The sequence below is a fragment of the Pirellulales bacterium genome, assembly GCA_035939775.1.
Taxonomy (GTDB): domain Bacteria; phylum Planctomycetota; class Planctomycetia; order Pirellulales; family DATAWG01; genus DASZFO01.
Map to the genome: position 1 here is coordinate 1 of DASZFO010000041.1, position 12,507 is coordinate 12,507.

11 protein-coding genes are annotated in these 12,507 nt (G+C 60.7%); 5 read left to right on the forward strand and 6 right to left on the reverse strand.

From position 1 onward, the window contains the following. A partial coding sequence (locus VGY55_01940; GenBank protein HEV2968718.1) for a PEP-CTERM sorting domain-containing protein occupies positions 1-1,462 on the forward strand: 1,462 nt, incomplete at its 5' end. Positions 1,463-1,580: 118 nt separating this feature from the next. Here the strand turns inward: VGY55_01940 and VGY55_01945 are convergent. Then, positions 1,581-2,174: a hypothetical protein gene (locus tag VGY55_01945; GenBank protein ID HEV2968719.1), complete on the reverse strand. Its 594-nt coding sequence runs from the start codon at positions 2,172-2,174 to the stop codon at positions 1,581-1,583. A 271-nt stretch (positions 2,175-2,445) separates the two neighbouring features. Here VGY55_01945 and VGY55_01950 point away from each other — a divergent pair, with 271 nt between their 5' ends. From VGY55_01950 to VGY55_01965, 4 genes are all read left to right on the forward strand, one after another. After that, positions 2,446-3,918, forward strand: a complete 1,473-nt coding sequence (locus VGY55_01950) for an aldehyde dehydrogenase family protein (protein ID HEV2968720.1) — start codon at positions 2,446-2,448, stop codon at positions 3,916-3,918. 142 nt (positions 3,919-4,060) lie between these two features. After that, positions 4,061-4,609 carry a Uma2 family endonuclease gene (locus VGY55_01955; GenBank protein ID HEV2968721.1) on the forward strand — a complete coding sequence of 183 codons (549 nt, stop codon included), beginning with the start codon at positions 4,061-4,063 and terminating at the stop codon, positions 4,607-4,609. Between the two features lie 8 nt (positions 4,610-4,617). Next, positions 4,618-5,973 carry an AAA family ATPase gene (locus VGY55_01960; GenBank protein ID HEV2968722.1) on the forward strand — a complete coding sequence of 452 codons (1,356 nt, stop codon included), beginning with the start codon at positions 4,618-4,620 and terminating at the stop codon, positions 5,971-5,973. After that, a complete protein-coding gene (locus tag VGY55_01965; protein ID HEV2968723.1) occupies positions 5,970-7,271 on the forward strand; it encodes a tetratricopeptide repeat protein in 1,302 nt (433 codons plus the stop codon). Before VGY55_01960 ends, VGY55_01965 begins: the two co-directional genes overlap by 4 nt. Before the next feature lie 17 nt (positions 7,272-7,288). Here VGY55_01965 and VGY55_01970 read toward each other — a convergent pair whose 3' ends face one another. The 5 genes from VGY55_01970 to VGY55_01990 all read right to left on the reverse strand — a co-directional run bounded on the left by VGY55_01970 (position 7,289) and on the right by VGY55_01990 (position 12,347). Beyond that, positions 7,289-8,119, reverse strand: coding sequence for an SDR family oxidoreductase (locus VGY55_01970; protein HEV2968724.1), 831 nt, complete (start codon positions 8,117-8,119; stop codon positions 7,289-7,291). 205 nt (positions 8,120-8,324) lie between these two features. Then, positions 8,325-8,768: a 3-hydroxyacyl-ACP dehydratase FabZ family protein gene (locus VGY55_01975; protein HEV2968725.1), complete on the reverse strand. Its 444-nt coding sequence runs from the start codon at positions 8,766-8,768 to the stop codon at positions 8,325-8,327. 55 nt (positions 8,769-8,823) lie between these two features. Further along, positions 8,824-10,281 (reverse strand): FAD-dependent oxidoreductase, encoded by a 1,458-nt coding sequence (locus VGY55_01980; GenBank protein ID HEV2968726.1) that lies wholly within the window; start codon positions 10,279-10,281, stop codon positions 8,824-8,826. Further along, entirely contained in the window at positions 10,271-10,495 is a 225-nt protein-coding gene (locus tag VGY55_01985; GenBank protein ID HEV2968727.1) for a hypothetical protein, read from the reverse strand. Before VGY55_01985 ends, VGY55_01980 begins: the two co-directional genes overlap by 11 nt. 463 nt (positions 10,496-10,958) lie before the next feature. Continuing rightward, entirely contained in the window at positions 10,959-12,347 is a 1,389-nt protein-coding gene (locus tag VGY55_01990; GenBank protein HEV2968728.1) for an NAD(P)/FAD-dependent oxidoreductase, read from the reverse strand. Between the last annotated feature and the right edge of the window lie 160 nt (positions 12,348-12,507).

Consider the following 12,507-nt stretch of genomic DNA (forward strand, 5'->3'; position numbering starts at 1 on the left):
CGATGCCGGTTGGGCGGCCAACTACAGCAATACTATCTCTCCCAACGGGACGTCTGGCACCTTCAACAACTCGGGCACCTTCACCCGTTCCGTCGGCACGGGCATGACGACGATCAACATCCCCTTCAATAACTCTCACATCGTCACCGTCCAAGCCGGCGCGCTCGCGCTAAACGGCGGTGGGACCGAAACCGGTTCGTTTCAAGTAGCGTCGGGTGCGACGCTCAATTTCGGCGGCACTGGAACAACGCTGGCCGCCGGTTCCAGCCTCAGCGGTCCGGGAACGACCATCGTCTCTGGTACGGTGAGCGTCACGGGCTCTGCGGTTACCTACAGCGGCGGCGGCACCCTGCAAGTGACCACCATGCTCGGCGGCGCCGGCGTCCTCAACGGCGCCGGCACGCTCACCGCGACGGCGCCGCTCGAATTGTCAGCAGGGACAATGTCCGGCACGGGCATCACCAACGCCAACGGCGGTCTGTCGATCGACGGCTATCCAAACTTCCTCGACACGAGAACGCTTAACAACGGGGGCAGCGCCACGTTCACCGGCACGACGGCCGGACTCCTCTATGTTTATAACGGAGCGACAATCAACAACTCGGGCACATTCGATGCCGGTTGGGCGGCCAACTACAGCAATACTATCTCTCCCAACGGGACGTCTGGCACCTTCAACAACTCGGGCACCTTCACCCGTTCCGTCGGCACGGGCATGACGACGATCAACATCCCCTTCGCAAATACTGGCACGGTTGATGTGCAAGCCGGCACGCTCGAATTCGACGGCAGTCTGTCGATCGGCAACAACAGTTCGCTGAAGGTTAGCGGAGGGAAGCTACGGATCAATGTCACAGGCGCTGCAAGCGTCGGCACCGGGGCCACGGCCTCGATCTCCGGCGCAGGCACCCTGGAACTCGCCAGTTCCATTTCGGCTTTGGGCGTGGCTTCCCCTACCGCCGATCGAGTTGCGATTTCAAACACTAGCACGGCCGCGGCCGGCCTTTTGATCTCCGCCGGCAACCAGCAGGTCGGCGCGATCAGCGGTTCCGGAAACGTGCAAGTCAACGCCGGGACGAGCCTGACCGCCGACTCCATCATCGCCGGGGCTCTCGTGATCGGCGGCGCATCCGGCAATCCCACCAGGGTCACGATCGCCGCTTCCGATGACAACGGTGAGCCGCTAGCCGAAGGCGCTTCCAGCGCCGATGCCGGTGGAATGGCGCTCGATGGAATTCCGAACCTAAATCCAACGCCCGGATTGCCAAGCTTCGACCCGGCCAGTCTTGCCAGCGCATCGAATCCCTACGACAGCATTATGTCCTCGAACACGCCGATGTCGGGGACGGCAGCGCTCGGCGACAGCGCCGTCCCGGAACCTTCCACGATCACTTTGCTGGCCACGGCGATCGCGGGATTGTCGGCCCTCGGCCTGCGACGCCTCAACGCGTCACGCTGCTGATGAGTCGCGTGAGTCTTAAGCGTTCAGATTCGTAGCTTCGTAGGTCAGGCGTCCTCGCCTGACTGTGCCGGATTGGACGACCGTCAGGCGAGGACGCCTGACCTACATCGAGCAAGCCTCAATCGTGCAGAACCTTGCTCGTATCCGCGAGGATCTTCTTGATCTCATCGTCGTTGAGTCCGCCGGCGGCTAGGGCGTGGCTGGCGGCCACTTTGCCTTCGCGATAGATGAGCACTGTGACGTCGGCCTTCGGATTAATACTGTATTCGCTCGGGCCGGTTTGGTTCTCTTCCGGAACGACGAAGGGGATGTTTTCGATCTTGTTCTTGGCCACGAATGATTTGGCCACCGACTTGAGTTCCTCCGGCTTGTCGCCTAGGAGGCTCACAAACGAGCCCATTTTCTTTTCTTTGTTGGCGGCGACCACTTCGTCGAGCTGCTTGACCAGGCCGGCCAGCGAATCGTCCGCCGAGCGGGCGAAGACCATCACCACCGGGCGGTTCCCCATCCGGCAGCGATAGCAAAGCTCATCGCCGACCGAAACGCCGTCGTCCACCGCTCCGGCGGCCTTCACCACTTGAAACGCGCCGACCAAATCGCCGACTTGCGGGCCACTTCGGAATTCTGCAGCGACTGCCGAGGTTGAAAAGATTCCGGCGGTCAGGATTCCGATGGCAACGGTCAAGCAGGCAGTGATCGTAGCTCGTCTCATGGTGAGGCCTCCTCGTGGTAGGGAAGAAAACCGCGGAATGTTCGCCGGGCAATGCGCCCAGTGGGCAGGATTGACCCCTCCATGTTAGAGTTGGCAGCCGGGATTGCAAGCCCAGGTTTGGTCGCACCTCGCGTGCTTGCCGTCTGGCAGGTGACGGCATTAGAATTCGTTATGTTGGCACGGTGCAGAAACCCGCCGCCGTGTCATTTTAACTCGTCACTCCAATTCAGTTTGCAACGCGTTCGCGGATTCTCACCCAAGGAGGTGTTCGATGGCCACGATCACTGAAGCGGTGCGTCAGCCCAAGATTCATCAGACCCAATGCTTCGTCGGCGGCAAATGGCTTCCGGCCGCCAGCGGCAAGACTTTTGAGACGATTAACCCCGCGACCGAAGAGGTCATCGCGCAGGTGGCCGAAGGGGACGCGGCCGACGTCGATCTAGCCGTCGATGCGGCCCGCGAGGCTCTCGAACATGGCCCGTGGAGCAAAATGGACGCCCGCGAGCGCGGCCGCCTGATGCACAAACTGGCTGACCTGATCGAGGACGAGGCCGAGGAACTGGCGGCGCTCGAAACTCTCGACAACGGCAAGCCGATTCGCGAGGCCCGCACGGGCGATGTGCCGCTTGTGCTCGATGTGCTGCGATATTACGCCGGCTACGCCGATAAAATCCACGGCCAGACGATCCCCGTGCGCGGCAATTACTTCACCTACACGCGGCGCGAGCCGGTCGGGGTGGTCGGTCAAATTATTCCCTGGAATTTTCCGATGTTGATGGCGGCCTGGAAATGGGGCCCCGCCCTGGCCGCCGGCTGCACGACCGTGATGAAGCCGGCCGAGCAGACTCCGCTCACGTGCCTCCGCCTAGCGCGGCTGGCCCAGAAGGCCGGCATTCCCGACGGCGTGATCAACGTGATTCCTGGCTTTGGCGAGACGGCCGGCGCGGCCATCGTTCGGCACAAGGGAGTCGATAAGGTGGCGTTCACCGGCGAATACAAGACCGCCCAGATCATCATGCGCGACGCCGCGACCACCCTCAAGCGGCTTACGTTTGAACTTGGCGGCAAGAGCCCGAACATTGTCTTCGCGGATGCCGATCTGGAAGCGGCCGCGATCGGATCGCACTTCGGAATCTTTCTCAACCAAGGCCAGTGCTGCTGCGCGGGGAGCCGACTGTTCGTCGAGGAAAAGGTCCACGATAAGTTCGTCGAGAAGCTGGTCGCGATGAACAAGGGACGCAAGCTCGGCGATCCGTTCGACCCCGAGACCGAGCAAGGTCCGCAGGTCGATAAGGCCCAGTTTGAAAAGATCATGCACTACATCGGCGTCGGCAAGAACGAGGGGGCCACGTGCCTCACCGGCGGCGAGCGCCACGGCAGCCGCGGCTACTTCATCAAGCCGACGATCTTCGACAACGTGAGCGACGAGATGAAGATCGCCCAGGACGAGATCTTCGGCCCAGTGCTCTCAGTCCTCAAGTTCAAGCACGTCGACGAGATCGTCGAGCGGGCGAACAGCACATTTTACGGGCTGGCCGCGGCTGTTTGGACCCGCGACATCGCCAAGGCCCATCATTTGGCGGCGAAGATCAAGGCCGGTACGGTCTGGATCAACTGCTACGACGTATTCGACGCCGCCGCCCCCTTCGGCGGCTTCAAAATGTCCGGCCTCGGCCGCGAGTTGGGCGAACGCGGGCTGGACGCCTATACGGAAACCAAGACGGTGACCGTGAGCTTGAATTAGAATGGATTGAATGCGGTGAACCGGACACGACGCGGCGCAATCTTCGTCTCCCTTCTCCCCTTGCGGGAGAGGGGCCGGGGGCGAGGGGCTTCGCAATCAACGGCCCTAACTTTTTCGTGGCGGCTATTGAAGCTGATACCCGATGGCTACAACCGAAACGCTATTTACGGCTGAAGAATTCTTGCTGCTGCCAGATAACGGCCAACTGAATGAGTTGGCTCGAGGGCGAATCGTCATGATGAATGTGCCGTATTATCGACATGGAAAGTTGTGCAGCCGGATCGATCGGCTGGTGGGTAACTTCGTTGACGAACGCGAACTGGGGACGATGATCAGTAACGCCGGCGTAATCACGGAACGCGGGCCGGATTCCGTACGCGGGCCTGACGTGGCATTCTTTAGCTATCAGCGCATTCCAAAGGGGGCCGATCCAGCCGCCTATGCTGAAATTGCACCAGAGATTGTCTTCGAGGTTCGGTCCCCGAGCGATCGCGCAAAGCTGATGCTTGAAAAAGTCACTGAATACTTGAACGCTGGGGTGTTGGCCGTCTGCGTGGTCGAGCCGACAGACGAAACGGTCATTGTCCACTACTCGGACCGCGCGGCGGTGACGTTGACCAGCGACCAAGACCTGACGTTTCCGGAAATCTTGCCGGGATTCTCGCTGCCTCTACAGCGGCTTTTCAGGTGAGGTTGTCGATGGATGGTCAGGCAACAGTCGATGCGCTTCGCGAGGCGCTCGCGGTCTCGCCCGACAATCTCCCCTTGCGGCAACATTTGGCGAGCACCTTGGTTGGCCTTGGCAGATACGATGAAGCTGAGACGGAGTACCGGCGGGCGCTGGCCGCTGCGCCCGACCATCAGGCCTGCAAGCTCGGTCTGGCCAACACGTATTTCCAGCAGGGGAAGAATTCGCACGCCTTGGTCATCGTGGAAGACGTTATCAAATCCGTCGATGCGCCCGGTGAGGCATTCATTCTGTATGCGCGGCTGCTGGCCGGCGCCGGTGACGAACGCCGCGCCGCGAGCATGTATCGTCGGGCGCTCGAACTCGATCCGAAGCTATCGGATCGGGAGCTGGCCGAACGGTTGGGGGTCGATGACGCGCCGGCTGCGTCGTATCAGGACGATGTGGACGAGCAGGGCCGCCAGCGGGCGTCGTGGGCGCCCCCGGAGTCGGCACCGGACGTAACGCTCGAACGACCGAAGTCCGGCTTCGCTGACGTGGGCGGGATGGAATCGGTCAAGGAGCAGATTCGGCTGAAGATCATTCACCCTCTCCGCCACCCGGACCTGTACCGCGCGTATGGCAAGGCGATCGGCGGCGGGATTCTGCTGTACGGGCCGCCCGGCTGCGGAAAGACGCATCTCGCGCGGGCCACGGCCGGGGAAATCTCCGCGACTTTCCTGGCAATCGGCATCAACGACGTGCTCGATATGTGGATCGGCAACAGCGAGAAGAACCTGAACGCCATCTTCGAGCAGGCCAGAGGCAGCACGCCTTGCGTTTTGTTCTTCGACGAGGTTGATGCGCTCGGAGCGAGCCGGTCCGATCTGCGGCATAGCGGGGCGCGGCACTTGGTGAACCAATTCCTCGCCGAGTTGGACGGCATCAATTCGTCGAACGACGGTCTGCTGATTCTGGCGGCGACCAACGCTCCCTGGCAAATGGATTCGGCCTTCCGTCGGCCGGGGCGGTTCGACCGGATCGTGTTCGTGCCGCCGCCTGACGAGCCGGCCCGTGCCGAAATCCTGCGCATCCTTTGCAAGAACAAACCGCTCGAGCGCCCCGACTTCGCGCAGCTTGCCCGCAAGACCAGCGGGTTTTCGGGCGCGGATTTGAAATCGGTGGTCGACGTGGCGATCGAGGCCAAACTACAGCAGGCCATGAGCGACGGCGTGCCCCGTCCGCTGACGACGAAAGACCTGGCTTCGGCCGCCCACAACATCAAGCCCTCCACCAAAGATTGGTTCGCGACCGCGAAGAACTACGCGTTGTACTCGAACCAGAACGGTCTTTACGACGACATCCTCGCTTACTTGAAGCTCAAATGAATCCATCGCTACTTCGGGCCCGCGTTCTGATCGGTCAATCGCGATGGGATATGGCTGAGGCCGAGTTGCGCCTGGCTTTGGCCCAGGATAGTCAGGATTCCGAACTGCACAGTCTGCTGGCTTATTGCCTTTCTCAGACCAAAAACTTCGAAAATGCCGAGGCCGAGGCCCGCACGGCAGTCGGACTAGCGCCCGATCGCGCGGCATCGCATCGCGTGCTGGGGATTGTTTTGGCCGACCGCCACAAGTATGCCGCTGCGGCCGCGGCCGTCGAACAGGCCGTTGCCTTGGATCCTTCCGACGTCGAAACGTTCGGCACGATGGCGCGAGTCCGCTACGCGCAGGAAGATTGGCCGGCCATGCTGGCGGCGAGCGAGATGGGGCTGGCGATCGACCCCGAGCACACGCGCTGCAACAACCTGCGGGCGATCGCACTCATCAAGCTCGGGCGACGCGCCGAAGCAGGAGAGACCCTCGATGCCGCTCTGGCTCGCAATCCCGAAGACGCACTGACCCACGCCAACGTCGGTTGGTCGATGCTCGAGAGCGGCAAACAGGAACAGGCCCTGGATCATTTTCGCGAAGCGCTCACCTTCAACCCGAGCATGGAATGGAGCCGGGCGGGGATCGTCGAATCGCTCAAGTCACGAAATATCGTCTACCGCTGGTTGTTGCGATACTTCTTGTTCATGTCGCGGATGAGCCCTCGAGCCCGTTGGGGCATTATCGTGGGCGCGTTCGTATTGCAGCGGATTCTGGCTTCCTATTCGGAAGACCATCCCGGAGCTGCGCCGTATTGCCTGCCCTTTTTGATTGTCTATGGCGCGTTCGCCCTGCTGACTTGGCTTGGTGCGCCGCTGTTCAATCTGCTGCTGTTCACTGACAAGCTCGGCCGTCGCGCGCTCTCGCCCGATCAGCGCACGCAGGCCATTTTGGTCGGCTTGGTGCTACTTACCGCGGCGGCGTTGGCGATTGCAACCATTTTCCTCAACGGCGCAGAGTTAAGTTTCCTCGGGTACCGGTCGGCTCTCTACCTCGCGGTAGTCTCCATCCCGATCGCTGCAGTTTTCGCTTGCAGGTCAGGTTGGCCACGGCGCACGATGCTCACCGCCGCCGCCGTCCTAGCCCTGATCGCCGCGATTCCAGCGTCCGTGTGGATTTGTGTGGCGATCTGGCCGCAAGCCCCGGCAGCACCATTGGTTGCTACACTGAATTTCACGAATGAGTTGATCGTGCCGGCTTTTGTCGGATCGCAGTTCTTGGCGATCTACCTAAGTCGAGTCACCCCGGTACGATAGTTCCGGATGAGAAACCCTCATCTGGTCTCCTCTTCCGGCCGCATCGCTCGCCGGATCAGGTCGCGGTCGAAATAGTTTACCGACATGCCGGCATCGACGATGATTTGTTGAGCGTTGATGCCACTTGAGGCCGGGCTGAGGAGGAACGCGGCGGCGCGGGCAACTTCTTCCGTCTCGACGGCCCGTTTGCGGAGCGTGACCTGCTCGGCGTAGAGATACGACTCGACGTAGCCGGGGATGCCGGCTGAGGCGGATGTCTTGAGCAAGCCCGGAGCGACGGCGTTGAAGCGGATTCGCGAGAAGCGGCTGAATGATTTGGCCAGAAACGCGAGCGACGAATCGAGGGCCGCCTTGATCGGGGCCATGTAGCCGTAGTTTTCGCTGGCCATCCGGGTCGTCGAAATCGAGATCGCGACCACGGCGCCGTCGGGATCGAGGAGGTCCTTGAGAGAATTGCATAGCGCGATCAGCGAATAGCACGAGATATCGACGGATCGCAAGAAAGCTTGCTTCGGCGTTTCGTGAAACGGCGGCGGACCCTTGGAATCTGGCGCGGTTTCGTAGTCGGCGAAGGCGATCGAATGCACAAGTCCGTGAAAGCAGAAGTTCGCCGCCGCCAGTGCTTCACGCAGCCGCAGAATCTGCTCCTCGAATTCGACATCGCAAATGAAGACTGGCGCGTCGCCCACCAGCTTCGTGACGCTCTCGCGCCGCTCGGTCGTCCGGACGACGTAGACCACCTTCGCCCCAGCCGCAGTGAGCACCTGTCCAATATGCCATGCCACGCTCTTGCGATTGGCCACGCCAAACACAAGCACCGATTTACCGGCCAGTTGCAGGAAGTCCATGTCTTGAAGCCACGCGATAACGAGTTTTTATGAGGAGAACAGGAAAGCAGGAATACGAAAGAATTGGCCGGAAATGAACGGGAATGCTCGCGAATTATAAGCAGAAAAAGCGTTTTCCCGCAGGATACCGCCTTGTCTATATTTCCGTTGATTTCCGTCTATTTCCGCCTGCATCCTCGTGGCTTCCTGGTCTCCAATAAACAAGTCAGGTTGCCGTGAGCGAATCTCGCGGCAGCAGGGTGCAGGCGAAGTCGAGGCGAACGGCCATTTTGCTTTCGCAGGTGACTTTTGCTTTGAAGAAAAACGCGTCGGCAAGGCGCTCGACCAACTCCACTTCAATCTCGATGAGTTCGTCAGGTCGCACGGGGCGTTTGAATCGCACATCATTCATCCGCGTGGCGACGGGAATGGAACTCTCGTCGGGCGGGAGCATCCCCGCCAAGAGCACGGCGCCCGCCTGCATTGCGGCTTCGCAGAGTAGCACGCCCGGCACAAGCGGAAACTTAGGATAATGCCCCGCGAAAAAGAACTCCTCGCCGGTGAACCGCTTGCGGCAGACGATCTGCTTGTCGGTGCGCGAGACGATCTCGTCGATCAGCAGGAACGGCTCCCGATGCGGGATGGCGGCGTGTATTTCGCTCAACGTCATGCGACAAATCTTCAAGGGATGAAGGACAATGGACAAAGGACGAAAGTGCGCGCGTTTAGCCGCGACCCGACAGGGGAGCGCCGAGCGACGCGGCTGACGTTGCCTTCATCAACAGCGAATCGACGTCGTTGGCGACGATCACTCCGTAGTTCATCGCCCCCAGCCAGCCGGACATGATGATCCCCACGCTCCCCGCATGATAAAGGCCGGCGATCTGCTGTGGAATGCCGCGGCTGACGGCCAGTCCCTCGAATTTCGTGCCGAAGCTCGCGCCCTGCATGTGCTTCGTGTAATGCTGGAACGTGACCGGAGTCGACGCCTCGGCATGATCGAGCTTCGTGCGGATATCGGGAATGTATTTTCCCAGGCAATCGAGCGTCGTCTCGACCAGATCGTTCTTGCTCGCCTCGTATTCCTCCGGGCCGAGCTTCGCCCAATCGTCGTAATTGGCGTTCGTGCTGGAAACGACGAGGCAGCGGTTGCTCCCCGGCCGCGTCCGAGGATAGTAAAACGAGAATGTGCGGCTGGTGACGTCGCGGCTCAAGAGCAGCTCCGTGCGGAAGAGCGGGGCCGCCGAACTGAATAGCAGATCGCCGCAGCTTTCGTCGATCATTTCGCCGGGCTTGAGCGCCATGTAGACCTGGCAGCTTGAGTTGTTGAGCCGCACGGCCGCGGCTTGATCGACAAACTCGCGGTCGAAATGCTCCGGCCCGACGAGATTGAAGACCGTTGCCTTGAGGTTCGAATTAGAGACGACCGACCGCGCGTTGATCCGCCGCCCATTGACCGTCACCCCGTCGACGTGCCCGCCGTTGACGTGGACCTTCTCGACGTCGCAGCGAATCCGCACGTCGACGCCGCTCTTGAGCAGCTCTTCGTACATCAGCGTGATGAGCCGGTCGGTCCCTCCCTCAAACGTATAGACTCCTTTCGACATGAAGTTCGAGAACACGATACCATAGGAGATGGCCGGGTCTTCGAGCGTCGAGCCGTTGGCATAGGTGATCGGCTCCATGAGCAGGCGGATCACGTCCTCGCGGCCGGGGAAAAACCGCTCGAACAACTCGCCGACGGTGAGCGATTGGTCGTCATAGAAATTCATCCCGCGCACCGCGTCGAAAAACGCCGCGACGCGCTCGGCCGGCACGGCGAACCGTTCGGTCAACAGCCGCGTGAAATCCTCGCGATCGAAGGTCGTCGAGAGCTGAAACATCGGGTTGTCGAACCGGATGTTCTTAAGCTGCACGATCGAATCGGCGATTTCGCGCGTCCAATACCGCCGGCAGCTTTTGATCATGCCGATCGGAAAGCCGTGCAGCGAGATGTCGAAGATATGCCCGCCAGGGCGGCGAAACCAAGTGGCCATGCCACCGAGCTTGTAATGCTGCTCGAGCAACAGCACACTCCGGCCGCCGCGAGCCAGCGTATTCGCCGCCGTCAACCCCGCCAGCCCGCTGCCGATGACGATGCAATCGTACTCGTCGCGAACGCCTTGAAGAAAGTCACGGGGCATGAGAACCTTGCGGATGGCGAACGAAGGTCGGATCCGCAATGCTACCGGCCGTCGAGCGAATAAATTCCTGCCACTCGTCCTGCGTCATGCGCGGCGCGGCGAGAGGCTCTATCGTGACTTGCACTTCGCGGTCGGCTGCATCCGCGCCGACGGGAACGGCCACGCGAAGCACACCGTCAGCATCGACTTTTGATCGGACAATGACGCGATTCATGGGAGATTCTCCATACCATCAAATATACACTGATACGCAGCGATGCGGCCAGCCGGGAGTGTGAAATTCAATCTGCCAGCGAATGCCAATTTCTATTCAGCGCCCGAAGCGCGCTCCACCGCGATTATGCCGGAACCCGCCCGCTGCGGATGTCGATCGACGCCGGAATACTGCTTCCCATCGGACTTTCTGGTTGGTCCTCTCACCAACCGCCAAACAATCTTGTCCAGAATCCTCGCTTCTTACCGTTCGAACGGGCGCCGGATTCATAATCATTGTCGCGTTTTTCGGACGCGAAAACGCGGTAAGAGTATTCAAGGCTATCTTCTTGGCCGTTAATCATTCGCTTGAGTCGGAGCTTCATTTGCCGGCGCTGGTAGAGAGTTTGGCCCTCGCCATTGTACAACTAATCGCGGGTCAACCGTCCGAGCGCGCCTGACGCACGCTGCGCGCGGCCCGCCGGCTATTCGCCGCCGCCGAGCAGATGCTTGTTCGCCATCGTGATGCCGCTGATGAGGGCGCCGATGATGCCGACGAGGCCCTGATCGGTTCCGCAGATGAAGAGGTTCTTGAGCGGCGTAGTGCCGTCGTAGCGTTTCTTCGGTGCGCCGTAGACGGCGCCGTTGTCGTGGCCGGTGAAGCGGCGAATGGTTTTGGGCGTGAAGACGTCGACGTCGACGACGTGCGGGCGGAAATCGGGAATGAAGCGGATCGCCGAGGCCACCATCCTCTCATACCAGCGCTGCTTTTCCTCGCGATACTCGGATTCTCCAAGCGAATTCCAGCGGCCGAAATTCGCCAGCGCCGTCAGCCGCATCGTTCCTTCGCCGATGCAATCCGCCCCGTCGTAAGAAAAGTTGTTCGGCGAGCAAACCACTCCGCTATGCACATCGGCCAGTTCCTCCGGCAGTTGCCAGGCGAAGCGGTCGCTGTCGTTGAAGAAGACCATCGTCTGGCGGTAGCCGATGTCGCGCGGTTGCACGTTGAGCGTCGAAACCGATTCGACGAATGAAAGCTGCCCGCTCTCCTGCGGCTGAATCGCATTGGGCACATCGCACAGCCGCATCGTTTCGCACCAGCCGGCCGAGGAAAGAATCTTGCGGGCGGAAAGAGCCGAACCGTCGTCCAAGACGATCTCCCGCACTTCCCCTCCTTCGACCGTGATCCGCTGCACGCCGGCCCGCAGCCGCAGCTCGCCGCCGAGCAGTTTGAACCGCTGCACGAGCTTCTTGAGGATCATGCGGATGCCCGAGAACGGCCGCGCCAACCCTTCCTGAAAAATACTGCGGAACAGAATGCTGAACTGGCCGAATTCCATATCGCGCTCGCTCGCGCTGCCATAGAGCATGATCGGGCAAAAGAGCATCTCGATCAGCAGCGGATCGCTAATCGTCCGGCCGACAATCTCGCGGGCCGAGGCTCGTGCCTGCGGGGACTCGATGCCGTCATAATCGAGAATCTCCGCCTGCATGCGGCGGAAATTGTCGATTTGCTTGGGAAACTTCGCGGCGACCTCGGTCTCCAAGAGGGCCGCATCGTTGTTGAAATCGAGCGACACGCCGGGAAAGGCGATCCGCGAACCGACCTGCGGGGCGAGCGCAAAATCCTCCCAGGCGAAACGCAATTGGCGCAGCAGCCGAGCCAGCGGACCGCGCTTGTCCCCCTTCGGGCGAAAGTTGGTCACGGCGTGCAGGCCAACGTCGTAGTTCCGCCGCCCCAGGCGATAATACGAGTTCAGCCCGCCGACCGCGTAGTGCCGCTCCAACATGCAGACGCGCTGGCCGAAATGGGCCAGACGAATCCCGGCGGCCAAGCCGGACATGCCTGCGCCGATGATGATCGAGTCGTACATAGTGAATGACGAATGACGAATGTCTAAGAACGTGTTTGAAAAGCTATTTATCCCAGCCGCCGGCCAGTTCTGCTGGCTTTAGGTGGCGTAACATACGGTGAATCATGCAGACGAGGATCATGGCTTCGCTGTTATCGGTTCGTTCCTCGTAGTCTTTGCT

Excerpts from the sequence above, each read along its gene's own strand:
- VGY55_01945 (HEV2968719.1), bottom strand. The coding sequence starts at position 2,174 with ATGAGACGAGCTACGATCACTGCCTGCTTGACCGTTGCCATCGGAATC.
- VGY55_01965 (HEV2968723.1), top strand. The coding sequence starts at position 5,970 with ATGAATCCATCGCTACTTCGGGCCCGCGTTCTGATCGGTCAATCGCGA.
- VGY55_01950 (HEV2968720.1), top strand. The coding sequence starts at position 2,446 with ATGGCCACGATCACTGAAGCGGTGCGTCAGCCCAAGATTCATCAGACC.
- VGY55_01970 (HEV2968724.1), bottom strand. The coding sequence starts at position 8,119 with ATGGACTTCCTGCAACTGGCCGGTAAATCGGTGCTTGTGTTTGGCGTG.
- VGY55_01990 (HEV2968728.1), bottom strand. The coding sequence starts at position 12,347 with ATGTACGACTCGATCATCATCGGCGCAGGCATGTCCGGCTTGGCCGCC.
- VGY55_01975 (HEV2968725.1), bottom strand. The coding sequence starts at position 8,768 with ATGACGTTGAGCGAAATACACGCCGCCATCCCGCATCGGGAGCCGTTC.
- VGY55_01985 (HEV2968727.1), bottom strand. The coding sequence starts at position 10,495 with ATGAATCGCGTCATTGTCCGATCAAAAGTCGATGCTGACGGTGTGCTT.
- VGY55_01960 (HEV2968722.1), top strand. The coding sequence starts at position 4,618 with ATGGATGGTCAGGCAACAGTCGATGCGCTTCGCGAGGCGCTCGCGGTC.
- VGY55_01955 (HEV2968721.1), top strand. The coding sequence starts at position 4,061 with ATGGCTACAACCGAAACGCTATTTACGGCTGAAGAATTCTTGCTGCTG.
- VGY55_01980 (HEV2968726.1), bottom strand. The coding sequence starts at position 10,281 with ATGCCCCGTGACTTTCTTCAAGGCGTTCGCGACGAGTACGATTGCATC.